The sequence below is a fragment of the Vibrio sp. 10N.247.311.49 genome (assembly GCF_041467655.1).
Classification (GTDB): domain Bacteria; phylum Pseudomonadota; class Gammaproteobacteria; order Enterobacterales; family Vibrionaceae; genus Vibrio; species Vibrio crassostreae_C.
The window spans coordinates 482,708-506,993 of record NZ_JBFSVA010000001.1 but is presented as its reverse complement, the minus strand read 5'-3'; the positions used below and the strand labels follow the sequence as shown (position 1 = coordinate 506,993).

At 45.1% G+C, this 24,286-nt stretch carries 18 protein-coding genes; 8 read left to right on the top strand and 10 right to left on the bottom strand.

Annotated features, from left to right (window positions below; all coding sequences use genetic code 11):
• Positions 1 to 162: 162 nt before the first annotated feature.
• A complete protein-coding gene (locus AB6E54_RS02190; protein WP_102333210.1) occupies positions 163 to 948 on the bottom strand; it encodes a TetR/AcrR family transcriptional regulator in 786 nt (261 codons plus the stop codon).
• 545 nt (positions 949 to 1,493) lie between these two features.
• On the opposite strand from AB6E54_RS02190, the gene AB6E54_RS02185 reads away from it, so the two are divergent.
• Both AB6E54_RS02185 and AB6E54_RS02180 read left to right on the top strand, forming a co-directional pair.
• Positions 1,494 to 2,273 carry a hypothetical protein gene (locus AB6E54_RS02185; protein WP_017068790.1) on the top strand — a complete coding sequence of 260 codons (780 nt, stop codon included), beginning with the start codon at positions 1,494 to 1,496 and terminating at the stop codon, positions 2,271 to 2,273.
• A complete protein-coding gene (locus AB6E54_RS02180; RefSeq protein WP_372106227.1) occupies positions 2,194 to 2,976 on the top strand; it encodes a hypothetical protein in 783 nt (260 codons plus the stop codon). Before AB6E54_RS02185 ends, AB6E54_RS02180 begins: the two co-directional genes overlap by 80 nt.
• Positions 2,977 to 3,131: 155 nt before the next feature.
• Here the strand turns inward: AB6E54_RS02180 and AB6E54_RS02175 are convergent, their stop codons facing one another.
• The 3 genes from AB6E54_RS02175 to AB6E54_RS02165 all read right to left on the bottom strand — a co-directional run bounded on the left by AB6E54_RS02175 (position 3,132) and on the right by AB6E54_RS02165 (position 9,340).
• A complete protein-coding gene (locus AB6E54_RS02175) occupies positions 3,132 to 3,626 on the bottom strand; it encodes an outer membrane beta-barrel protein (RefSeq protein WP_017065440.1) in 495 nt (164 codons plus the stop codon).
• 143 nt (positions 3,627 to 3,769) lie between these two features.
• Positions 3,770 to 7,813 carry an ATP-dependent RNA helicase HrpA gene (gene hrpA / locus AB6E54_RS02170; RefSeq protein ID WP_372106226.1) on the bottom strand — a complete coding sequence of 1,348 codons (4,044 nt, stop codon included), beginning with the start codon at positions 7,811 to 7,813 and terminating at the stop codon, positions 3,770 to 3,772.
• Positions 7,814 to 8,011: 198 nt separating this feature from the next.
• Positions 8,012 to 9,340, bottom strand: a complete 1,329-nt coding sequence (locus tag AB6E54_RS02165) for a MipA/OmpV family protein (protein ID WP_017070881.1) — start codon at positions 9,338 to 9,340, stop codon at positions 8,012 to 8,014.
• Positions 9,341 to 9,421: 81 nt separating this feature from the next.
• On the opposite strand from AB6E54_RS02165, the gene AB6E54_RS02160 reads away from it, so the two are divergent.
• The 3 genes from AB6E54_RS02160 (at position 9,422) to AB6E54_RS02150 (ending at position 12,631) form a co-directional block, all read left to right on the top strand.
• A complete protein-coding gene (locus tag AB6E54_RS02160) occupies positions 9,422 to 9,952 on the top strand; it encodes a hypothetical protein (RefSeq protein ID WP_029235374.1) in 531 nt (176 codons plus the stop codon).
• Between the two features lie 24 nt (positions 9,953 to 9,976).
• Positions 9,977 to 12,004, top strand: coding sequence for a hypothetical protein (locus AB6E54_RS02155; protein ID WP_102333208.1), 2,028 nt, complete (start codon positions 9,977 to 9,979; stop codon positions 12,002 to 12,004).
• Between the two features lie 177 nt (positions 12,005 to 12,181).
• Positions 12,182 to 12,631, top strand: a complete 450-nt coding sequence (locus AB6E54_RS02150; RefSeq protein ID WP_017060439.1) for a TerB family tellurite resistance protein — start codon at positions 12,182 to 12,184, stop codon at positions 12,629 to 12,631.
• A gap of 122 nt (positions 12,632 to 12,753) precedes the next feature.
• Here AB6E54_RS02150 and AB6E54_RS02145 read toward each other — a convergent pair whose 3' ends face one another.
• Positions 12,754 to 13,284 carry a 3'-5' exonuclease gene (locus AB6E54_RS02145; RefSeq protein WP_017060438.1) on the bottom strand — a complete coding sequence of 177 codons (531 nt, stop codon included), beginning with the start codon at positions 13,282 to 13,284 and terminating at the stop codon, positions 12,754 to 12,756.
• Between the two features lie 87 nt (positions 13,285 to 13,371).
• Positions 13,372 to 14,910, bottom strand: a complete 1,539-nt coding sequence (locus tag AB6E54_RS02140; protein WP_102333207.1) for a sensor domain-containing diguanylate cyclase — start codon at positions 14,908 to 14,910, stop codon at positions 13,372 to 13,374.
• 350 nt (positions 14,911 to 15,260) lie between these two features.
• On the opposite strand from AB6E54_RS02140, the gene AB6E54_RS02135 reads away from it, so the two are divergent.
• The 3 genes from AB6E54_RS02135 to AB6E54_RS02125 all read left to right on the top strand — a co-directional run bounded on the left by AB6E54_RS02135 (position 15,261) and on the right by AB6E54_RS02125 (position 20,845).
• On the top strand, positions 15,261 to 15,893 hold the full coding sequence (locus tag AB6E54_RS02135) for a DUF2760 domain-containing protein (RefSeq protein WP_017060436.1): 633 nt from the start codon (positions 15,261 to 15,263) through the stop codon (positions 15,891 to 15,893).
• On the top strand, positions 15,893 to 17,851 hold the full coding sequence (locus tag AB6E54_RS02130) for an Hsp70 family protein (RefSeq protein WP_372106225.1): 1,959 nt from the start codon (positions 15,893 to 15,895) through the stop codon (positions 17,849 to 17,851). Before AB6E54_RS02135 ends, AB6E54_RS02130 begins: the two co-directional genes overlap by 1 nt.
• Before the next feature lie 153 nt (positions 17,852 to 18,004).
• Positions 18,005 to 20,845, top strand: a complete 2,841-nt coding sequence (locus AB6E54_RS02125; protein ID WP_017067721.1) for an Hsp70 family protein — start codon at positions 18,005 to 18,007, stop codon at positions 20,843 to 20,845.
• A gap of 171 nt (positions 20,846 to 21,016) precedes the next feature.
• On the opposite strand, the gene AB6E54_RS02120 is transcribed toward AB6E54_RS02125, so the two are convergent.
• From AB6E54_RS02120 to tyrR, 4 genes are all read right to left on the bottom strand, one after another.
• A complete protein-coding gene (locus AB6E54_RS02120; RefSeq protein WP_017065431.1) occupies positions 21,017 to 21,232 on the bottom strand; it encodes a hypothetical protein in 216 nt (71 codons plus the stop codon).
• A gap of 265 nt (positions 21,233 to 21,497) precedes the next feature.
• Entirely contained in the window at positions 21,498 to 21,971 is a 474-nt protein-coding gene (locus AB6E54_RS02115; RefSeq protein WP_017060433.1) for a DUF2947 domain-containing protein, read from the bottom strand.
• A 164-nt stretch (positions 21,972 to 22,135) separates the two neighbouring features.
• On the bottom strand, positions 22,136 to 22,723 hold the full coding sequence (gene rimJ / locus AB6E54_RS02110) for a ribosomal protein S5-alanine N-acetyltransferase (RefSeq protein WP_017065430.1): 588 nt from the start codon (positions 22,721 to 22,723) through the stop codon (positions 22,136 to 22,138).
• A gap of 18 nt (positions 22,724 to 22,741) precedes the next feature.
• On the bottom strand, positions 22,742 to 24,286 hold the full coding sequence (gene tyrR / locus AB6E54_RS02105) for a transcriptional regulator TyrR (protein WP_017067720.1): 1,545 nt from the start codon (positions 24,284 to 24,286) through the stop codon (positions 22,742 to 22,744).

The following is a 24,286-nucleotide window of genomic DNA, read 5'->3' as shown; positions in this document are numbered from 1 at the left end:
TTCTTCATATTTGTGTCATAAAAAGCCAGCCGAAGCTGACAAAAGACACAATACTTAGTCAAACACTCAAGAAAACAGCAACCACAGTCGGTCAGTCTCAAGTTTGTGACGAATCGTCAAAAATGGTTATTAATAAACCCACATGTGTGGGCTTAACGGAAGCTATCGACCTAAAGACTCTAAGTAAGCGATCTCTTCACTGAACAGTTCTTGTTCTACACGACGCCAAGTTTTACGGTAATCCCAGTCACTAGAAAGGGGCTGCCAATTTAGGCCGTCTAGAATCATGTTCGCGTTGTGTAATACTGAATACGGGTCTTGTAACCGCTTAATACAATGACTGTTTGATGCGTTCTGTGACAAGGCATTTGAACCAAATGCGATTGACCAGTTAGCAAAAACGATGGCATCTGAGCCAACGCCAGAAGAGAACTTTAGGTCACCCGCTTCTACCGCTTGGTTAACCATAGAGTCGCATTGTTCAATCACCAACTCTTCCAGTTCATTCATCTCGGCGACGCGTGCACTAGACGCTTTCTCTAGTACCCACGGGCTTTTAGCCATGATCGCACAGGTTGATAGTACCGGTTCCATGCGAGCATAGATTCGGTAAGCAACGTGCAATGCGACGATCTTTTCACGTGTGTTGCCTTCAAACTCTCCAGAGCGAGCAAACATCATTGCTTCTGTCTTGAGAGAGTGAATACATAACGCTAAAACGACGTCTTCTTTGCTGCAAAAGTGATTGTATATCGTACCTTTAGAATAAGAGCTCGCTGCCGTTAGCTTGTCCATCGTGAGGTTTCCGAACCCTTGTTCTCGAACCAGATCTTTTGCTAACAACATCAACTCTACTTCTCGGTCTGCAATAGACTGCTGCTTTTTAGACAACACGCCTTTGCAACCAAAGATACCTTGTTTATCGCCTTTACAACCAAAGCCAAACATAATTTTTTAGTCCGTATATGAGCTTAGCCGTTATCTAAGCTTCGCCAGTATTTAAAACACTCCTATCCAATATATTAACACGAATAGTAAATTCATGTAGTTAACCATTTTGTGACGCTTCGTCATTTCTGACTTATCGTCATAATAGCGCAAGTATTGATCATATCAAGGGGTTTTATAAATTAAATACATTTTGTGAATGGAAAGAGAATAAATGGGATATAGCTAAGAAAATCATCAATAGTTGACCTAAAGAGAAGACTTTAAAAGAAGACCTGTATTGTGACCAACAGAATGTGGACGCGAATTGGGCATTCTTAACCTAACAAAGAATGTAGGCACTTTAAGCTGCTATGCGTATTCATGCCCAATGATTCCTAGCTTAAACCACAAGAATGAATGACTGTAGGCTTACTTTATGGGGCAGACGTCTCCTTATGGTCAATATTTGGCTTACTAATGCCGTTTTCTGTTAAGTTGCTATAAATTCGGTAAGGGGTGACTTACAATAGTGACAACGACTTACCTTTTTTGAGAACACGATATTGAGCGCCAAATATTCTTATTTAGCTTGGCAAGTGAATACTTCTAGCCCTGCAGAAAAGCTGGTTTTATTGATGCTTGCAGACGGTGCTGACGAATTCGGCTACACCAATGTGTGCCTACAAACAGCAGGTCAACTTTGTGCTCTCTCTACGTTTGGTTTAGCCGACTGTCTTAAGTGTTTAGTCGACCAAGGTTTTCTCGATAAGGTAAAAGTAGATTATCGGGATAAAAAAGAGATTCACGTTTTCAAAATGCTCATTGAGCAAGAGCAAACTGCGGCGCACGTTGAGGTTCAACCGACCAATAGTATTCCGGTCTACTCTACGGCACCTGCACCTGCACCTGCACCTGCACCTAAGTTTCAGCCTGCTCCGGCACCAATGCAACACATGCAGCAGGCCCCTCGCCCACAAGGTCGAGGCTCAATGAACAGCAACACCGTCTCTACTCATGATCTCAACGAAGAAGAGATACCATCATGGGCAGAACGTGCGTTTAAATTCTCCGGTTTGACCGGTGACCATAGTTTAGTATGGAAGAAATTTGTCCTCTGGTATAAAGCCAAAGCCAATGAATTAATGCCATTATCTCGGATTGAATCCAAGCTGCAGTACTGGCTAGTTAACGAGAAGCAAAATGAAAGACAACAACAGCAGAAGACCTCTCAATATTCAGGAAATGCAGGACAAGCTCAAGGAAATGGGTATAGACAAAAGCTTAGCCCATCTGAACGCTTCAGGCAGCAGCTCATTCAAAAAGGCAAAAAGCCAACCTTCTGAGCCAGCTCAACCTGTTGTACCTGACGCTACAGGTCCATTAGTACCTGAAGTGATTGAAGCGCAAAGTACCGAAGTGAAAGTAGCGGCTGAACAAGCTGCGGATTCTGGTGCGTCTCAACAAGTACCTGTTGTTGATCAAGATCCTGCAGAGCTGGAACTAACCGATTGGTGTATTCACGTGTTCGGCTCTTTCTTGAGCGTGTACGAAACGCAGTGGGAATATCAGTACGGTAGTGAGCCAAGCGGTAAGTTCATTGAGTTTGCCAACTCTGTTGATTCAGACGGCCTTAACCGCGTTTTAATGCACTGCCACGAACGTATTCAGCTTGGCAACAGCTGGCCGCCGCAAATGGGTGAGCTGTGGATCCTGAAAGATTCTTTAACTGAAGAAGAGTTGCTGGATAGCCGTATCCGTGTGTTGTCTCGCACCGCTGCCAACAAAATTGAAAAATGGCTGATTCAGAACAAACTGTATGACTTGAAGCGTACGGCTGAAAACAAGCTGGATGGTCTGTTTAAGAAGTACTACTTGGAAGCAAAACGTTTAGATGAGAAAGGCATGCTTGAAACTGAGTTACCAGAATTCCTTCTTGCCGCTAACTCTGTAAAGAACCTGAACGATTTAAAACGTGAAGAGTACGAAAGTAAACACGGTAAAGCGATTAACCCAAGAATTCAGCGTATTCTGAACAGTAAAAAATAACCATCCGCTTGCTATCTGTTATAAGAAAACAGAGTAGCGATTACACGGTTAACAGATACAAAAATGCCAGCTATCAAGCTGGCATTTTTTACGAATTCTTACGAACTCTACAAATATCCGTGACCAACGGTACGTCTGTCACTGACTGCAAGTAATTACAGTAGGTGGATAGTTGCGTTTAGCGTGAATACGCCAGAGTCGTCATCTTTCATTTTGAAGTTTTGGTAGCTAGCGCCTACAGATAGTGGACCAAAGATGAAGTATTCAGCGCCTACACCGTACATGATATCAACATCGTCTTGCTTGAAGCCATCAGCTTTAAGCTCGTAAGAGTGAAGACCACCCTTCGCGTATACGTGAAGAGGACCAAAATCGATGCTTGGTTTAATCGCTAGGTAAGCAGTGCTTGCGTCTAAATTCTTAAGATCGCGGTTGCCGTAATTAACGCTGCCGAAAGAACCTAGATCCCAGTAACCCGCTTCAACACCGATTAGTGGAAGGATACCTGTACCTACGTGGATGCCCACCGCGTTTTCATCTTCACCAGCGAATGAGTTTTGACCACCCATTACACCGCCGTACAACCAAGAATCAGCCATTGCTGTTGAAGATGCACCTAGTAGTGCTAGTGCCAATAACGTTTTTTTCATATTCGACCTTTTTCGTCCTAGTGGCAGGCCTTGAGTGGTAATAAATTGCCACCAAGTCGCCCTGTATGTAATAACTATTCAATTAGTAATGCAATAAGCAAGATTTATACCCAAACCTTGCCATTGCGTCTAGCTTTATTCCTTTAGCAAGCATCAATCGCGTTTTTAACACGCTTATCTGATACTGGGTAAGGCGTACCGAGCTGCTGTGCGAAGAAGCTTACACGAAGCTCTTCTATCATCCAACGCACCTCTTTTACATTTTCTGGAACCGCGATCCCTTTTGGAATTTTATTCAGCAGTTCTTTGTAATCATTCATTACTGACTCAACTTTGATCATGTGAAGACGATCTTTGTTCGGGTCAATTGGCAGTTTTTCCATGCGGCGTTCAATCGCTCTCATATAGCGTAGAATATCCGGCAAGCGTTTCCACCCACATTCTGTGGCAAAACCCTTAAAAATCAAACCTTCTACTTGAGCTTTTATGTCAGAAAGTGCGAATGCCATAGAAAGATCCACGCGTCCTTTCAGCTTTTTACTGATGCTGAATGCCGTGGTTAGGATGGTTTCAACCTGTTGAGCAATCTCTACTACGGTATCACCCAGCTCTGCACGTACGTGTTCTTTCAGAGCTTCAAACTGCTCTGGTTCCCAAACCAAACCGCCCTTCTCTTCAATCAGCTTATCAATACCACAAGCGATACAGTCATCGATAAGATCGAGTACCTGTCCGTATGGGTTGAAGTACAAGCCAAGTTTCGATTTGTTCGGCAGGTTCGAGTGCAAGTATTTGATCGGTGATGGCACGTTCAACAAGATTAAACGACGCTGACCCGATTTCATTGCCGAGATTTGCTCTTGCTCGGTTTCGAACAGTTTGATCTCTACGCTGTCTTTGGTATCCACCAGCGCAGGGAAGGCTTTAACATCGTAGCCACCACGTTTCTGTTGGTAGACTTTTGGTAATTCACCAAAGCTCCACGTGTGCAGGTTCTGCTGCTCGATATCGTCGTCTGCCACTTTAGAAAGCGTTTCTTGAACCTTGTCTTTCAGGCTCTCTTTCAACTCATGCAGATCTTTCTGTTCTTTCAGCTTACGCTTGCGATGATCTACAGCGCGGAATGTTACCTTTAAGTGCTCTGGAATCTGGTCTAACTTCCAGTCATCACGTACCACTTCCACACCCGTCATGCGGCGTAGCTCTTTCTCAAGAGAATCCAGTAACGGTGCTTCAAGCGGTGTCACACGTGCCAAGAATGCATCTGCGTAGTTTGGCGCAGGTACAAAGTTACGGCGTAGCGTTTTAGGTAGTGACTTAATTAGGCTAATCACCAGTTCCTGACGCAGGCCTGGGATCTGCCAATCAAAACCGTTTTGGTCGATCTGGTTCAAGATAGGCAGCGGAATGTGTACCGTTACACCATCGTTATCGTCACCTGGTTCAAATTGGTAGCTCAGTTTCAACTTAATACCGTTTTGGTGCCAGAAGTTCGGATAATCCAAATCAGTAACGTGGCTAGCATCGCCTCGGAACAGCATCGACTTTTCAAAGTTAAGCAGCTCAGGAGTTTTCTGACTGGTCTTCTTCCACCACGTATCAAAATGACGGCCTGACACTGCCTCTTCGCCAACACGTTGATCATAGAAGTCGAACAGTTCATCATCATCGATCAAGATGTCGCGACGACGCGATTTATGCTCAAGCTCTTCCACTTCTTGCAGGAGCTTGCGGTTCTGTTTGAAGAACGTATGTTTGGTTTCCCACTCACCTTCTACTAATGCACTACGTACAAACAACTCACGGCTGACGGTGGCATCAATCGCGCCGTAGTTCACAAGGCGCTTAGGTACGATTGGGATTCCGTAAAGCATCACTTTTTCGTGTGCCATTACCGCTGCTTGTTTCTTCGACCAATGTGGTTCGCTGTAACTGCGTTTAATCAGGTGTTTCGCTAGCGGTTCAATCCATTCAGGTTGAATCTTCGCGATAACACGGCCCCAAAGTTTTGAGGTTTCTACCAGCTCCGCAGACATGATCCACTTAGGCTGTTTCTTAAATAGGCCAGACGCAGGGAAGATGTGGAAGCGTGCATTACGTGCACCTTGATACTCATTCTTCTCTTGGTCTTTCATACCGATGTGCGAAAGCAGACCTGATAGCAGTGACATGTGAATGCCATCGTAGCTGCCCGGTTCTGTATTCAACTTAGTATCTAGCTCACGCATTGCTTGGTGAATTTGGAAGTACACATCTTGCCATTCACGGATACGTAAATAGTTGAGGTAATCTTGCTTACACTGTTTGCGGAACTGGTTACTCGACAATGCTTTTTGCTGCTGCTTGATGTAATCCCATAAGTTCACAAACGTGATGAAGTCAGACTCTTTATCGAAGAAACGCTTGTGCTTGTCATCAGACGATTGTTGCTTATCTGATGGACGCTCACGCGGATCTTGAATCGACAACGCAGACGCGATCACCATCACTTCGTGTAGGCATCGGTTACGTGGCGCTTCAATTACCATACGCGCTAAACGTGGATCGATAGGCAGTTTTGCCAGCTTACGACCAATCGCGGTTAGCTTCTTCTTGTCGTCGCCGTGGTTCTTGTTTTTGTTCGCTGACGGTTCAACGGTGGCGATCGCACCAAGCTCTTCAAGCAGCCTTACACCGTCTTGAATGTTGCGCTTATCGGGCGCTTCAACAAATGGGAACGCTTGAATATCGCCTAGGCCTAGCGCTGTCATCTGAAGGATAACCGATGCTAGGTTAGTACGAAGAATCTCTGGGTCAGTAAACTCTGGGCGTGACTCGAAATCTTCCTCAGAGTACAAACGAATACAGATACCTTCTGCAACACGACCACAACGACCTTTACGCTGGTTTGCACTCGCTTGAGACACTGGCTCAATCGGTAGACGTTGTACTTTAGTACGATAGCTGTAGCGGCTAATACGCGCCGTACCCGGGTCGATAACATACTTGATGCCCGGAACGGTTAACGAGGTTTCTGCCACGTTGGTTGCCAGAACGATGCGTCGACCAGTATGAGACTGGAAGATACGGTTCTGCTCACCCGCCGATAGACGCGCGTAAAGCGGGACAATTTCGGTATCACGAAGGTTGCGTTTACTTAATGCATCTGCGGTATCACGAATTTCTCGCTCACCGTTCATGAAGATCAAGATATCGCCAAGGCCTTCATCACACAGCTCATCAACGGCTTCAAAGATGCCTTCGATTTGGTCGCGGTCTGAATCACTTTCATCACCACCTAATGGGCGGTAACGCGTATCAACTGGGTAAGTACGACCAGACACTTCAATGATCGGTGCATTGTTAAAGTGCTTAGAGAAACGCTCTGGATCGATGGTTGCCGACGTGATGATCACTTTCAGATCAGGACGCTTTGGCAGTAACTCTTTCAGGTAACCCATGATGAAATCGATGTTCAGGCTACGTTCGTGCGCTTCATCGATAATGATGGTGTCGTACTGATTTAAGAAACGGTCGTGTTGAATCTCCGCCAGTAGAATACCGTCGGTCATCAGTTTGATTTGGGTATTGTCAGAAATCTGGTCGTTGAATCGAACCTTATAACCAACGAACTCACCCAGCTGTGTTTCCATCTCTTCAGTAATACGGTTCGCAACCGAACGCGCCGCAAGACGACGGGGCTGAGTGTGACCAATTAAGCCAAAGCGGCCGCGGCCAAGCTCAGAACAGATTTTTGGTAGCTGAGTGGTTTTACCCGAACCCGTTTCACCCGCCACGATAACCACTTGGTTTTCAGCGATGGCTTTCGCGATGTCTTCGCGCTTTTGGCTAACCGGGAGAATTTCTGGGTATTCAATCGTTGGTTTCTGTGCCGCACGCTGAGTTGCCGTCATCATCGACTTAGCAATGTCTAACGCAATCTCATCAAAGACAGCGTGCTTAGCTTGTTCGTTCTTAATTTTGCTCGCACCAGCAATTCGCTTACTCAAACGGAAGCGATCGCGTATCATACATTCGTTGAGCGCTTTACGAAGAGAGGCTGGGCTATTCTGAGATGATTTGTTGTTTTTCGCTGATTGTTCAGCAGATTTTTTCGATGCAGCTTGGTTTGGTTTCGCTTTGCTCTGTGAAGAACTTGGCTGTGCTGCATTCTTGTTGTTATCTGCTTTTTCCGGAGACGAAGTCAAAGCGTGTCCTATTCTTGTACTTATTAAACTCGCGCGATTATATCACAAGTCTCAAACAAAAAAGCCTGACAGCAAAGGGAAAACCTTTAGCTATCAGGCTGATTAATCTCGCTAACACTCGCAGGAGCTATGAAAGCGCGGTCAAATGTAATTCGTACTTAGTCAACTCTGGTTTAAAGCTAACGTTAAAAACTGCGCTTAAAACTCATATTGGAAGTAAACCGTGTTGTAGTTACTACCGCCTTTGATACGACCATACTGAGAGGATTTTTCAAAGATTGCAGAACGGTGATGCAATGAATAACCGAACCATAAGTTGTTCAAGTCATTCTTACCAATCAAGTCGCCAACGTTGACATCGAATGAGAAGTCTAAGTAGTTCAATAGATGGCTTGCGGTGTAACCTTTACGGTCCATCTCAGAGCCTTCGATATAGGTAATCGAATCGATGTAAGACATACCTTCTGCCACACCAACACGCCACTGAGTTGGCCAATCAAAAGTGTAGTACGCCTTGATTGCGATAATGTATTCGGTGCTGCTTGATTGAACGTCTGAGCTCCAGTGGTGCGCAATACCTGGGGTTAAATAGATATCCAGTGGCAAACCGAAGATCTCATCGGTTAACGGGTGTCCATAGAAGAACGAGGTCAACTGGTTGTTGTATTCGTCTTTCTCTCGATTGAACTTCATGATGTCGCCAATATTGGATGGCGTTCCCCAGCCGTGTGCGACACGTAAGTACGGCGCATTGCTCAGTTTAGGTTTTGGCGCTTTCTCTTTGTCGTTAAAGAAACCAAAGCCAAGGTACAATTCCCCCTGATAACGGTCTTCAACAATCGAAGAATCGTAAGCGTTATCGTCCAATCGAGTCACACTGGTTGAACCCAATAAGTACAAGTTAGAAACCACATGGTAACGCGTTTCAACACCAACATTTAAGTCAACACCAGCACCAATGGTTTCATTAGATGCGGAGTAATACTCACTGTTGAAATCAGCACTTTTATAACGCAGCGTCGCGCTCGGGTAAAACTCCCAATCTCCAGTTTCATACTTGGCTTTAGCTCGTAAGTTACCGTGGAAGTTGTATTCACTGTCGCTCATTAACTCCGTCTCGACAGACCAAGAATCATCAAGTTGGTAGGTCAGTTGAGCACCAAAGTCCGCCGTATCGCCTTCAATCGCGTTCTGCTCAGATGCAGGAATATCAATAAAGCGCATGCGAGAGATAGCATTGAAAGACCACTTCTCATCGTCAGTTTGATAGAGGTATGCCCCCATCTCAGTACCGTCAATAAACACATAATCGTTCTTGAAAAACAGCATCGGTACGAATGAGCTAACCGATTGGTCGCCACCAGACGTGTCATAAGGGATGCTTGCTGTACGGAACATTGCAGCGATGCCCCACTCTTGCTCTTCAGCGGCCCACGCATTAGCACTTACGAAAATGCCACTTAGGAAAGCGCTACCTAGTAAAACCAATCCAGATGAAGGAAGAGTCGGTAAATATTTGAGCTTCATTCTTGTGTAATTACTCTTTGAAAAAAATATTGTTTTACTGATTAGACATTTATTAACCATGACGGCTAACTATTTTTAGGTTTGCTCGGCATTGACCGTTACAATGTAGAATATTCTCGGTTAAATGAAAGTATTGTGAAAGTCTCCGAATTACAAAACATTATAGATCACTTACCCAAAGATTCCGATCCAGATATTGTTATGGGTGAGGCGTGGTTGCCTGAGCGTTTGGTGGATACCAACCTAGACGGTGACATGCTATTTCTTGAATTCGATAATGCCCCTGAAGACAATCAAGGGGATGAAGAAGGCCGTGGCTTTGTTGAGCACGAGATTGCTATGATTCGAGAAAAGCTCGAACTGTTATTAGACGAGCCTTCCGATACCAAGACCAAAGCCGATGCCCTATTGGCAATATTTCTAATGGGCCATGAACTTTCTAGCTCAGAAGTTATCGAAGTTCTTGAATCAACAGAATCTGAAATGGCAGAGCCTGAGATTGCAGAGTTTAAAACAACAGAATCTGACTCAGTAGAACTTGAAGCATCAACGCTTGAAACCACAAAGCCAGACACAAATAAGATCGAAACAAAAGAACACCACGACGACTAGCCACCAACGATTTTAGGTACCGTATTGAAACCCTCTACGACATCATCTCTTCCCCTGTTACTCGCCGGACCCATTTTAAGAAAAACCACCGCGACTGAAGTGGTACTTTGGTTAGCCACCAGCTCGCCTCTTACAGGCAGAGCCGAGCTTCATACTCAAGAAATAGACGATTCTGAAGCAGCACAAGACCAGCCGTTTTATACCTCATCGCTTGAAGAACATGATTCGATTCAAATCGGTACACATGCGTGGATAACGCTAATTCGCTTACAAGGTGAGTTTCCGACTAATACGCTGCTTGAATATGACATTCACACAGAGTCAGGTTCACTAAAAGAGCTCGCCCCTCACCTTGTTTACAACGGTAAATCTCGCGTTGAGTTTAAGATATCGACCTCAGCTGATTACATTCTTCATGGCTCGTGCCGCAACCCGCATCATCCAAGCAAAGACAGCCTAGTTGCAGTCGATAACAAGATGGCCGATCAAACCGTCGCTGAAAGACCCGACATGCTGATGATGAGCGGCGATCAGATCTACGCCGACCATGTGGCAGGCCCAACACTTGATGCTATTCAACAAGTGATTCACCTGCTTGGCCTTGTAGGCGAAAGCTTACCGACTGACTCGCAAATTAAACAAATCAACAACAGTGACGCTCTGTATAACAGTGAATACCACTTATACCAGCGTCATCACTATTTGCCGCACCACACAGCTTCAGAATCGATGATCGATAAGTTATTCCCGAACCGTGGCGTGCCGATTTTTAGCTCTACCGCTTGTGAAAACCACTTGGTCACGCTGTCTGAGTTTATCGCGATGTACTTATTGGTTTGGTCTCCGACACTGTGGCAATGCGTCAATCGAGAGCGTTTAATTGAGAATAACTTCACTCAAGGTGGACGCCAATTAACACCGACTGAGCAGCAACAATGGCGTGATGAAAGCGTCATCATGGATGATTTCATTGCTGGCTTACCGCAAGTGCAACGTCTGTTCGCGCATATTCCAACGTACATGATCTTCGATGATCACGATGTGACGGATGATTGGAACCTTACCGTGGGTTGGGAGCATGCCGTCGACCAAAACCAGTTCGCGACCCAAGTCATTGGTAACGGCCTTGCGGCTTACTGGATGTGTCAAGGTTGGGGTAACAAACCGGAGAGCTTCGATGAAACGTTTATCGAGCAAGCAAAACAGCTTTTTGTCGCTCAACCGCTCATTACTAAACAACCGCGCATTAGTAAACAAACTCATAATGAAGCCGGCAATGCAGCGACTACTCACTCTATTGGCAACATCGAGCCAGACAAGCATCAAGCCTTTATTGAGATGCTGAGTCGCTTTGAAGAGTGGCATTACACAATAGATACCTCACCCAAAGTCATTGTGTTGGATACTCGTACGCGTCGTTGGCGTTCAGAGTCACGCATGAACAAGCCTTCAGGTTTAATGGACTGGGAAGCCTTGATTGAGTTTCAACATCAGTTAATGAATCAAGATAAAGTGGTGATCGTTTCTGCTGCACCGATGTTTGGCGTGAAGTTTATTGAAACACTGCAAAAGATGGCGACCACAATCGGCAAGCCATTAGTGATTGACGCTGAAAACTGGATGGCACATCCGGGCAGTGCTAATACGCTGATTAGCATCTTTACCCATACCAAAACACCGACCAACTTCGTGGTACTTTCTGGCGATGTTCACTACTCCTTCGCTTATGACATCAAGCTTAGGTATCGTCGCAACAGCCCGAACATCTATCAAATCACCTGCAGTGGTATTAAAAATCAGTTCCCTGCTCCGCTGCTTAAATTCTGCGATGTATGGGACCGCCTGTTATACAGCCCTCGCTCAGTTTTGAACTACTTCACTAAGCGTAAACGCTTGAAGATCGAAAAGCGAAGCCCTGACAATCAGACCTTCTATCGCCTTTCAAACCGCAGTGCGATTGGAGAATTGAGGCTAGACACTGATGGGAAACCGCAATCGATCACGACACTCAGTGGCGACGGTAAAATTACCCGTTTCCCAGAGCCCGATTGATAAAATGCTCCTTATCGCTCGCGTATCCGTAATGTCAGTTTTTAGTAAAGACGCTTGCGATCACACTCTGTAGACCCAATAGTTATGCTTATGCTTATGGTTATGGTTATGGTTATGGTTATAGTTGATAGCTATCAGCGTTACGGAACTCGATACAAATTTTAACTGGAGCTCGTTATGTTCAATTCTCTCACATCAATGTTTAAACAATTGATTGAAGGCCAGGACCTAAGCAAAAACCAAGGCACATCACCTAATATCGCCATCGCGAGTTTGTTGTGTGAAGTCGCGGGTGCCGACCATCAGATCAATGAATCAGAAAGAGTCGCTAAGCTACAGCTTCTGCAGCGTTTGCTGGATTTAGATGAAGAACAAGCAAAGGTACTGCTCGCGCAAGCAGAGCCGAAAGTAGAGCAATCAGTATCGCTGTATGACTTTACATCGCAACTCAGAGACCTATCTCAGCCAGTGCGAATCGACTTAATCAAAGCGATGTGGGAAGTAGCGCATGCCGACGGGGAAATTGACCCTATCGAAGATTCTGTGATCCGTAAAACAGCAGAACTGCTCTACGTCGACCACTGTGACTTCATCAAGAGTAAGTTAAGTGTTTTAGGCGAAAATTAGTGCCTGAAATAATGAATTGGAAACTGAAATAAATAAAAGCGACGGGTTAAGAAACCGGTCGCTTTTTTGAATCGGTAAACTGAAAGCTGACTAAACAGGGCTGAGAGGAGCTAAAAATTTAGCTACAACATAGTTAATGTGAGTTTCGCAAGATTATAAGCATCGACATAACCCGAGTGCTGACGACCTTCCCACTCAATATTTTTGGCTTCTTGAGCAGCGCGGTGACCAATGCGTTTGTCTTTCAAGCGATTCTGAACACGGTAAAGCGTTGCGATGTTTAAGAACTCGCTAAACGGAGGTTCAATGCCTTTCTCAATACACTCTTTGTGTAAGATAAGATCGTCGCGTCCCCACGCTGCATAGATTTTCTTTGGGCCACCGAAGTTCTTAATCATCGACTTGATAACAGACTCTAATGGGCGACCCTGCTTTTCGATTTTACGAGGGGTAATGCCCGTTAACTCGGCGCAAAATAGAGAGACTTCGTCTTTTTCGGGCTTAACGTAATATTGCGCGCGCTTCACGATGGTTCCAGATACAAGATCGATCTCAGCAAGACCAATTTCAATGATCTCCCCTGTTGTTCCTACACCGTCTTCGCTCCAACAGCACATTTCCAAATCGAAACACACCACTCGATTGTGATTCATACGTCGCCTAATTCTCTCGTCAAAAATTTCGTGAAATTGTACATGAGCCTAATAAAGAACTCGACCCCAGTTGCATCAAGTGCTCATTTAGCCTGCAATTGTGACTCGATTTCGGCCATTTGACTTACTTAGGTATAACATGCTGTCAGTTTTTTGAAGGAGCGCTTCAATGTCTTCATTAGTGCGGATGGTAGCCCCGATGCTTAGAGTGCAACTCAATAGCTGGCCAGAATGCTCGCAATGAGACTCACTCACCGTATCTAAAATACATTCTAAATAGCGAGACAATGAGTCATGTTCAGTGATGCTCGAAATGATACCGAACTCATCCCCTCCCATCCGGAATAGGTTATCTCCAGACTTCAAGCTCACTGAGATAACCTTAATCACATGGATAAGTAACGCATCACCGGCTGGGTGCCCAAACTTATCATTGATCTCTTTAAACTTATCAACATCAAACACTATTAAGCTAAACGGCTTATCGCTTTGTATCGATTGACCAAGCATCTTATTAAAAGCTCGGCGATTATAAATTTCCGTTAAACTGTCATGATTGGCAAGAAAGCGAAGTTCTTCTGTTCTTTCATCAATCATTCGATATAAGCGCTCTTTCTCTCTAATTTGCAGGTTCACAATATAAGCAAGCAGCAATGAGATAGTGGTACCAACTATGCCGATTCCCGCCAACACTAAGTAACCATTAAATGAAATACATGCATCTATCTTGAAGTCGATAATCCATTCACGGTTAGTTAATGTAATCGTCTTTGTAATGTGCTGCCCAGTTACCGCTTCATAACCATTGGTTTCGAACATTATCGGGGCATCTTCAGCTTCAAAACCGCTATCGGTAACACGCACATAAACGTCCATATCGCCGACAGTAGATGCCAGAAGTTTCTCAAAATAATATGTGGTACGAACAACACCAATTACAACGCCGAGTAAGTTGTCACTCTCTCCCTCAAAGACAGGGTGATACACCAACATTCCGCTCTTAGGTGTGTTGCTGTCTAAACCGTCTTGCAACAGACGAACTTTGTCTGAAATATTCGCTTCACGTGTTTTTTTAATGTTATCAATGACCAGGTTAAACCGCTCACGAGAAGAGTAAAAACCCAAAACACCGTTGTTCACTGGATCATTCGGATAAATATCTGTCGCGATAAATACGGGCTCGCCATCCAAGACATAACCATAAGTTTTTGGCCCATGTTTAGGGATAGTAAACATTCTATAGGATGGGTATTGAGCTTTCATTTTGGCGGTATGCTCGGCGATATCTTCTACCGCTACTTTTTGCATCCACTGCAATCCGATCAGGCTTTTCGAACCGTTAATCGTTTGCTGAGCAAAACGATCAAATCGATCCCGACTATCGACATCATTAGAATAGAAAAAATTTGCACCGGAACCGATATAAGCGACATCGTTATCAATAAACGCTTTTAAACTGAGCGTTTGATGCTGAGCAAAGCTATCCAGATTCTCATTCAAAGACCTATTTTGATTCGCCGCAACCAAAACAAAACACAACACCGTCATCAAAAATGTGGCAAAAAAGACAACTAACGGCAAAGTTCGTTTCTTCAACCCTGTTATAGGGTCGGTAGTGTGGGGCATACAGCTTCCCATATGATGTTATTTTGAGTCGAAAGTATACACTGCCGGAATGCTAGGCTCTATTTATCTTTGACTCTCACAATGGGATAAAACTAACACTATTTACAACCCATGGACATTTACGGCTAATAAACCAACAAATCTCGATTAACTTTCAAGCTAACTCACCAAAAAGCCAGTTTATTGAAAACATTAAATAAAGCCCTTAAGCCTTGAATATGCTAGTATCCACCCATATTTATAGCTTGAAAGTGACCATTTCGGCCTTATGCCACTGAGTTTCTTTCCAACCTGTATATTCCTTTAAACCGACGAATATACCGTTAAATCAATTTTAAAGAGAAATCACTATGATCGTTGATTTGAACCTAATCCCACAAACGTTTGATATGCTTCACGCAGGCCTAACTGCATCAAGCGTTTTACTACTGTTAATTGCCGTTTCTCGTAAAACCAAAGTGGTTGAGAAAGTCGTAGAAAAACCAGTAGAAAAGGTCGTTGAAGTTGAAAAGCCAGTTGAGAAAATTGTCGAAGTAGAGAAAGTAGTAGAAGTTGAACGTGTGATCGAAAAAGTAGTAGAAGTTGAATCTAAGCTTGCTACAGCACCAACAGACTCTGCAATGCAGCTACTGTCTATCATGCAGCAAGAAGCGCGCCTTATCGACTTCTTAAAAGAAGACCTAACGTCATTCTCTGATGAAGAAGTTGGCGCAGCAGCTCGTGTTATTCACACTGGCGGTCAAAAAGTATTGGCTGATTACGTAACGCTGTCTCACATCCGCACTGAAGATGAAGAAACACGTATCACTATCGCTGAAGGTTTCAACCCTCAAGAAATTCGCCTAACTGGCAACGTAACGGGCAATGCACCATTCAACGGCACACTGGTTCACAAAGGTTGGAAAGCAACTGACATGAACCTGCCTAAGCTTGCTGAAAACTACGATGCATCTGTAATTGCACCGGCAGAGGTGGAGCTATAATGGAACACCAAAGTCATTCAGCTCAAGAGCCATCTTCTCAAGAGCAAAACCAGGTACCCAAGTTCAGTGTTGGTATCGATTTAGGTACTACACATTGCGTTTTGTCTTACATAGACACAAGCAATGAAGACGCTCGCGTTGAGGTGATGCAAATCCCTCAACTGACGGCGCCAGGTACAGTAGAAACTCGCAGCCAACTTGGCTCGTTCCTATACCAACCGCACGAACATGAAATGAATGCGGGCTCTCGCGTTCTTCCTTGGTCTTCAGAGCCAAAAGCGCTAGTGGGTGCAATTGCTCGTAACCTTGGTTCTAAAACCCCTATCCGTTTGGTAGCAAGTGCAAAATCTTGGTTATGCCACGGTGGTGTTAACCGTCGCGATGCTTTCCTTCCTGCAGGCAGCCCTGAAGAAGTTGAAAAAGTATCTCCGCTTAAGACAACTGAATTGTACCTTGAGCATCTTAAAGACGCATGGAACCACGCAAACCCAGAACACAAACTGGCAGACCAAGATGTAACGATCACGGTTCCAGCTTCGTTTGATCCTGCGGCTCGTGACCTAACAGCAGAAGCTGCACGTAATGTTGGTTTCGCTCACCTAACGCTTCTTGAAGAGCCACAAGCGGCTCTGTACAGCTGGATTGATAACAGCAACGACACATGGCGTGATGAAGTTAACGTTGGTGACATCGTTCTTGTTGTCGATATCGGTGGTGGTACAACCGACCTTTCGTTAGTTGAAGTAACACAAGATGACGGCAACCTAAGCCTGAACCGTATCGCAGTAGGTGAACATATCCTACTTGGCGGCGACAACATGGACTTAGCACTGGCTTACCGCTTGAAGATGAAACTGGCGCAAGAAGGCAAAGAACTGGCTCCTTGGCAGGTTCAAGCAATGACTCACGCATGTCGTGATGCGAAAGAAGCACTGCTTAACGATGCTGAACTGCAATCTGTGCCTATCGTTGTTCCAAGCCGTGGTTCTAAACTGCTTGGCGCAACACTGAAAACAGAACTGACTCAGCAAGAAGTTCAACAAACATTAGTGGACGGCTTCTTCCCTAAAGTTGCTGTAACTGAGCACCCTGTACAAAAGACGCGTGGCGCACTGACTCAAATGGGTCTGCCTTACGCTCAAGACGCAGGTATTACTCGTCACATTGCCGCATTCCTTTCTAAGCAAGCGAACGCGCTTTCTGGAAATAGCGAAACGGCTCAGCAAGATTTCAACCCGTTTGCAAACATGCCCGGTATGCCCGGTACGCAAGGGTCAGAAGCGCCAGCGGCAGACTTCATCAAGCCAACAGCAATCCTGTTCAATGGTGGTGTTCTAAAATCGAACCTACTTGCTGATCGTCTTTCAGATACGATCAACGAATGGTTGATCAATGCTGACGAAGAGTTCGCAAAACAGCTTTCAGGTTTAGATTTAGACCTAGCGGTTGCAAGTGGCGCTTCATACTACGGCGCAGTTCGTCGTGGCCAAGGCGTTCGTATCCGCGGTGGTATCGCTTCTTCTTACTACGTAGGAATTGAAAGCGCGATGCCAGCTATCCCAGGTATGGCTCCTCCGATGGAAGCTTTGTGTGTTGCACCATTTGGTATGGAAGAAGGTTCAAGCGTACAAGTACCTAGCCAAGAATTCGGTCTAGTGATTGGTCAGCCAGTACACTTCCAGTTCTTCGGTTCAACCATTCGTCGTGAAGATGAAGCGGGTACGCACCTTGATCACTGGGCGCCTGAAGAGCTTGATGAGCTTCCTGAAATCCAAGTGACATTGCCGGTTTCTGAAGGCCGTCGCGAAGGTGAAGTGGTTCCAGTGACTTTGGCTTCTCGCGTTACTGAGCTAGGCACCTTACACCTAGAAGCGATTGCTACTGACAACGGTCAGAAGTGGCACGTTGAGTTCGATGTTCGTGAAGACTCGAATAACGACTCAAACGAACAAGCATAATGAATCAACGGCACCTTAGCGGGTGCCGTTACTTTATCAATGCATTTCTCAATCTAGTCCTGCCTGTTTCTCAGGAATGACGTTTACGAATAACAACAATAAGACCAAAGCTATCAAAAAACTGGTCATCACTCTGGAAGAATAAGGTTTTGTATGGCAACTCCTCGTTTTTTAGTCGGCATTGACTTAGGTACAACCAATACGGTTGTCGCTTACTGTGAAATCAACGACGACCTACAACATGCTCCCGTTTCTCTTTTCGATATTGACCAACTCATCGGCCCCGGTGAAGTGGTTCGCAAGCCCTTACTCCCATCCTTTCGTTACCACCCAGCACAAGGTCAAATATCCCCTTCTGACCTGACAATGCCGTGGGAACCAAGCCCCGTTGAAGGCGATATTAAGAACGTTATCGTCGGTGAATGGGCACGTGAATTAGGCGCTAAGGTTGAAGGCCGCCAAGTATCGAGTGCTAAGAGTTGGCTGTCACACCAAGCGGTGGATCGTAACTCCGACATTCTGCCTTGGGCAGGCGCAGCAGATGTCGATAAAGTCTCGCCAGTTGTGGCGAGTGCAAGCTACCTCAACCACATTCGCCAAGCATGGAACTACCGTAACCCGAGCAACAAGCTTGAAGACCAAGATGTTGTGGTTACCGTTCCTGCTTCCTTCGATGAGACAGCACGCAAGCTAACACTCGAAGCCGCAGAACTGGCGGGCTTAGGTAAGATTCTATTACTCGAAGAGCCGCAAGCCGTTTGTTATGACTGGTATGCCCGTCACCAACAAACCGCAGCAGATGAACTTCAACAAATCCCACTGATTCTAGTGTGTGATGTTGGAGGTGGTACCACCGATTTAAGCTTAATTGAAGCCAAATTCGATGCGAACAGCGACGGTAATAACGAGCTCGCACTCGACCGTATTGGTGTTGGTGAACACTTGATGCTTGGTGGTGATAACCTCGATTTAGCCCTTGCCCACCTTGCAGAGCAACGCTTCAATCAAAACAAAAAGCTGAATGCCTCTAGCCTAACCAAACTGATTCAACAGACTCGCGCCGCAAAAGAGAGCCTGCTTTCTGCCAATGCGCCCGATGATGTAAAGATCACCATGCTGGGCAGCGGTTCAAAACTGCTTGGCGGTACTAAGAGTATTGGTTTAACTAAACAAGAAGTCCATCAAATCGCATTGGAAGGTTTCTTCCCGCTTTCTGAGTTTACTGAAACACCCGACAAACGCCGCAGTGCTGTGGTTGAGTTTGGTCTGCCTTACGTGGCTGACCCTGCGGTGAGTAAGCACGTTGCAGAATTCCTAGCAACGCACCAACAAGTGTCTAAAGCCGCATTGGAAAACTCAGACTCTATTGAGTTCGATGACACCAAACCTGCAATTCCAGTTGGCGTGCTGCTCAATGGTGGTGTGTTTAACAGTGAACTGGTAACAGAGCGAATTACTCAGCTACTGGGCAACTGGAACGGTTCTCCTATCACAGTGCTTGATAACCCTCATCCAGATTGGTCTGTTGCCCTTGGCGCGGTTGCCTTTGGTAAAGCACGCCGCGGTGCACAGCTGAAAATCGGTGGCGGTGCTGCCCGTTCTTACTTCTTGCATCTGCAAGAGAAAAACAAGATGGGTAAAGCGCTTTGTCTGCTTGCCAAAGGAACCGAAGAAGGCCAAGAGATACGCTTGAACAGCCGTCGTTTCTCGCTGACTTTAGGTGAGCCAGTACGATTTAATCTTCTGACTTCAACACACGATCAAATTGCTCATGACACCGCCATTCAAAACGGTGTGATGGTCAATGTGGATGCCGACTTGTTCTCCCCTCTCCCACCGTATATTTCTACGCTGGAAGGCTCAGGTACTGCAGAACTTCAAGCCAACCAAAAAGAGCGTGTTGAAGTACTGCTCGCTTGTCAGTTAACCGAAGTCGGCACATTGAAAATGGAGTGTGTGAGTATAGAAGATGACTCTAAGCGTTGGTTGCTTGAGTTTGAAGTAAGAAACAAGCAAGGCGATGAATCTGATACCTCCGCGCTTCACCCAAGATTGGAAGAGTGTAAGGAGTTGATTTCTCGCCTGTACAGCGGCAACAAGAAGAGTGCTGAATCGAAAGAGATCAAAACACTATCGAAAGATCTTGAGAAGCGACTAGGTAAACGCGATGAATGGGACTTCACGACCCTTCGTCATCTATTTGATACCTTCTCATTAGGTCGTAAACGTCGTCGCCGCTCAGAAGCACACGAGAAGAACTGGCTACGTTTGGCGGGATACTCGCTACGTCCTGGCTTTGGCGATCCGACTGACTCATGGCGTATCGAACAGATTTGGGGCCTTTACCAACAGAACATTCAGTTCAAGAACCACCAAGGCTGGACAGACTGGTGGGTATTCTGGCGTCGTGTCGCTGGTGGGCTAAACCAAGAGCAGCAAGAGAGTATCTTGGCTGACATCGCTAAATACCTTCACCCAGGTGCAATGAAGAACCCTAAGACAGCCAAAGATGCGCAAGATAATGGTTATGAAGCCATGGTCCGTTTAGCGGCGTCACTTGAGCAACTTGAGGTTGAAGACAAAGTGCTGCTGGCAAGTTGGTTCTTAAGCAAAGCGATCAACCATAACCAATTTGAACAGGCTCACTGGTGGGCGCTAGGACGATTAGCATCAAGAACGCCTTTGTATGGCAGCCAACACAGCGTAATTCCTAGAGAGCAAGCTGAACAGTGGTTACCAAAACTGCTTGAACAGAACTGGCAGAAAGAGCAGATGATCGCCTTCGCAGCGGTGATGATTTGTCGAAAAACCGGTGACCGTCAGTTTGATATCTCTGACGACTATCGCAATCAAGTGATTGAGAAGCTTAAGCAAAGCAAGGTACCTGACTCATGGTTAACACTAGTGAGTGAAGTGACTGAGCTTTCTGAGAGTGAATCTAAGCGTGTGTTTGGTGATGCGTTACCAAGCGGATTAAGCCTAATCAATAACTAGGTTTGAAAACGATTAGCTTTCGTTGCTAATGGTAAAGAAGCTAGCAAGAAAAGAAAAAGCCACTTTCGATTCGTTGAAAGTGGCTTTTTTATTGGTGGCTTAAGGCTGGTATGTGTAATCGACTTATAGCTTTTTGGTTAAGAGCCTTAGCCGTGTTGCAGTTCATCATTGTTAATGTTTGGTTCCAGTTGGGTTGATAGGAAAATCCGTATTTTCATAAATGTCAGATAGTTTTTTCGGTTTATTCTCTTTTGCTCCTTTGTTCGATTGATTATGAGTTTCGCTTAAAAGCCATTCCTCATGCATTTTTGCTGAATCCAAAAACTCTGGATCCTCCATTGCTTCCTTGCGAAGTTTATTTACACGTTCGAGAGTATCCCAAATCATAATACTTCACCTCCACTAAGGCAGTAATATAAAGATAGCTCAACCCCATGAAACTTCAACTAACCCAATGAGATAGCGATCTCAATTTCGTAATTCACTCGCTTTAAATGAGTGGATATGGTCACCTTTAGGGCTCAAATAGTGGGTCTTTCCCCATGATCTTCGAAGATCATTAGGCACAAAAAAAGCGAGCTCGATGCTCGCTTTTTGTTTATCTATCTGTTGCTCGGATTACCAGCACTAGCTCGATTAAATCACACCGAGGTTAAGCACGGTTACCAATTTTCACCTTGCCATTGGTAGCAAACCAAAGGGCTTCTGAACGACGACGACCGATTAGAATCGGGCCATCATCGTAGAACAAGAAGTTCTTCCAATGCTTCTTGAAAATCGCCCATTTGGTTTCAAGAACATTGTACTTTTCGTAACAAAAATAAACAGTTACGTCATCTTGCCAATCAATAAAGTTAAGAATCTCTTCTGGCATTTCAGGCTCATCCGCTTCCCAATGCGCCATCCAACTGATCTCTTCATTCCAGTTCGATGCTTTGCTTGGCCAGTCTTGCGAGCTCAGTCGTTCTGCGTCTGGGCTTTGAGGGCTCACGTTCTCTTTCCAGAACTGAGATGCTCTCGCCTGTGTCATTGGCTTAATCTTTTCCAAGTCCTCTGCCGGAAGCGGCATTGACTGGTGTGTGAAAATCCATTTTCTTTGGTATTCGTCCAAAGTTGTGTATGACATCAAAATTCCTCAAATATCTGCTCAGGCTGATGGATTTACCATGCCTATCTGTTCTTTTTGATGCAGCGGCGATTAGCAAAGCTTGATATACGCTGCGTCTAAATTTTGTTTACGTTTAAAAGCTATTTGCCTTTAACTAGTACTACGTCTTAGCAATATTGCCGCTAAATAACGCGTCTATCTTCCCAATTTGGGTTAACTAATGCTGTCAGTATATGGTCTTCCCATTTACCGTTAATCTGTAGGTAGTCTTTAGCAAAACCTTCTCGGACAAAACCAAGATGTTCTAATACGCCAGCACTGCGTTCGTTGTGAGGCATGTAGCCCGCCATTAAGCGGTGCATGTTCTGCACATCAAACATGTAGTCTTTGGCCATGTTCAAACCTCTGCGCATGTAACCGTGGCCCTGTGCACTTTGCGCCAATGAGTAACCGACATTACAAGCGTAGAACGGGAAACGAGACAAATTACTGAACGATATGGTGCCTAACATTTCATTAGAGTCAGCATTAATCAGTAAACAGTAATAGCCTAGCCCCATTTTATGAAGCTCGTTTAACTTGATCAGTCGCTGCGCCCAACTCGCTCTATCAAAGAACGCGTCTTCGCGAATCGGTTCCCAAGGTTTCAGATACTCTCTGTTAACCTGAAAGTACTCGCTGATCATGCCAGCATCATCGATTTCAGCCGTGCGTAGAATCAGATTACCATCATGCTTATAAATGCGCTCTGGTGTACTCAAATCTTCCATAATCTTGTTCTTATTCGATCAGTTCTTTCTGATACCGTAATCACGAAGCTTATTCGCAATTGAGGTATGAGAAACATTCAAACGTTTTGCTAGCTTACGGCTTGATGGGAAAGACTGATAAAGCTTCTCTAGAATCTGAGATTCATAGTCTTTCATGATCTCATCGAGCGAGCCGTCTAAGCTCAGGTTCGCCATTCCAGCCGTCATTGTTTCAAGCTGTGGCAAGTGGAATTGCTCAACCGTTAGCGTGTCTGAATCCAACTCTGTTAGTGCGCGTAGAACCATGTTGTCTAACTGACGAATGTTGCCCGGCCATTGGTAATTACCAAGCTGGTCGACTAACTCTTGAGTCAGTTTTGGTTTTAACATACCTAACTGCTGCGCGTACTTTGCAACGAACAGTTCCAACAGTGGCGCTACGTCGTTTGAGCGTTCACGCAATGCTGGAATAGACAGAGTCAGTACATTCAAGCGGTAGAACAAATCTTCACGGAACGAACCCGAGTCGGCTAATTCAGAAAGACGGTGGCGCGTTGATGCAATAATACGAACATCCGCGTGCATCTCTTCTTCTTCACCAACACGACGGAATGAACCATCTTGTAGGAAACGCAGCAGCTTGATTTGAAGATGCGGGCTCATCTCGCCAATTTCATCTAAAAATACCGTACCGCCATTCGCTTGTTCGAAAATACCTTTATGACCTTGCTCATGGTTGAATGAACCCGGCGCATGACCAAACAATTCCGTTTCCGCTACGTCATCAGGCATCGATGCACAGCTTAGAATCAAGAATGGGAAAGACGATCGATTTGAACGGTTATGACACGCTTTCGCCAACATCTCTTTGCCTGTACCTGTGTCGCCTTCAATTAATAGAGGCTGATCCAGCATAGCCAATTTCTTAGCTTGGCTGATCAAGGCTTTATGGCGATTAGAGACACCAACAAAATGTTCGAAACCTAGGTTGTTCTGTTCTGGGATTGAATCTGGCGAGTTCATCTCTTGATTACAAGAACGAATCGTCATTACTGCGCTTGCCAGTACCGCTTCGTTGACATCACCACCAAGGTAAATCGGCAGGATCTCAATCGAGAAATCTAAACCATCCAACACGACAACTTCACGATGGCGCGTTACATCGCCTTCGATCCAACGAGCAAAGTTAAAACTAGGAACAAACGTCGCTAGCGGTTCACCGATGACTGCGTCTTCTTGCTTATTAAAAAGGTTCAATGCAGCGTGGTTAGCCATATCGACTGAGCCTTTAAGGTCAATCGCAATAACAGGATCAGGTAGGTTTGCCAGCAGAGCAATCAGCTCTGTGTTATGCCTTTCGCTTGGCATAAATTGGATTTTACGTACATCCTTCACACCTGAAATTCGGCGAATTTCAGCCATAAGTTCACTAAAAGCATCAAAATCGATATCAGGGCAGTTTAGGTAAATAATACCTTTAACATCAATTTCGATTCCTCTTAAATCAATGCTTTTTGAGGCCAAGATATCGAGCAACTCACGTGTTAAGCCGAGTCTGTCTTCACACAATACTTCAAGACGCAC

Coding starts and splice junctions, on each gene's coding strand:
- AB6E54_RS02190 (WP_102333210.1), bottom strand. CDS start 948: ATGTTTGGCTTTGGTTGTAAAGGCGATAAACAAGGTATCTTTGGTTGC.
- AB6E54_RS02180 (WP_372106227.1), top strand. CDS start 2,194: ATGGGTATAGACAAAAGCTTAGCCCATCTGAACGCTTCAGGCAGCAGC.
- AB6E54_RS02175 (WP_017065440.1), bottom strand. CDS start 3,626: ATGAAAAAAACGTTATTGGCACTAGCACTACTAGGTGCATCTTCAACA.
- AB6E54_RS02165 (WP_017070881.1), bottom strand. CDS start 9,340: ATGAAGCTCAAATATTTACCGACTCTTCCTTCATCTGGATTGGTTTTA.
- AB6E54_RS02150 (WP_017060439.1), top strand. CDS start 12,182: ATGTTCAATTCTCTCACATCAATGTTTAAACAATTGATTGAAGGCCAG.
- AB6E54_RS02145 (WP_017060438.1), bottom strand. CDS start 13,284: ATGAATCACAATCGAGTGGTGTGTTTCGATTTGGAAATGTGCTGTTGG.
- AB6E54_RS02140 (WP_102333207.1), bottom strand. CDS start 14,910: ATGCCCCACACTACCGACCCTATAACAGGGTTGAAGAAACGAACTTTG.
- AB6E54_RS02135 (WP_017060436.1), top strand. CDS start 15,261: ATGATCGTTGATTTGAACCTAATCCCACAAACGTTTGATATGCTTCAC.
- AB6E54_RS02130 (WP_372106225.1), top strand. CDS start 15,893: ATGGAACACCAAAGTCATTCAGCTCAAGAGCCATCTTCTCAAGAGCAA.
- AB6E54_RS02125 (WP_017067721.1), top strand. CDS start 18,005: ATGGCAACTCCTCGTTTTTTAGTCGGCATTGACTTAGGTACAACCAAT.
- AB6E54_RS02120 (WP_017065431.1), bottom strand. CDS start 21,232: ATGATTTGGGATACTCTCGAACGTGTAAATAAACTTCGCAAGGAAGCA.
- AB6E54_RS02115 (WP_017060433.1), bottom strand. CDS start 21,971: ATGTCATACACAACTTTGGACGAATACCAAAGAAAATGGATTTTCACA.
- rimJ (WP_017065430.1), bottom strand. CDS start 22,723: ATGGAAGATTTGAGTACACCAGAGCGCATTTATAAGCATGATGGTAAT.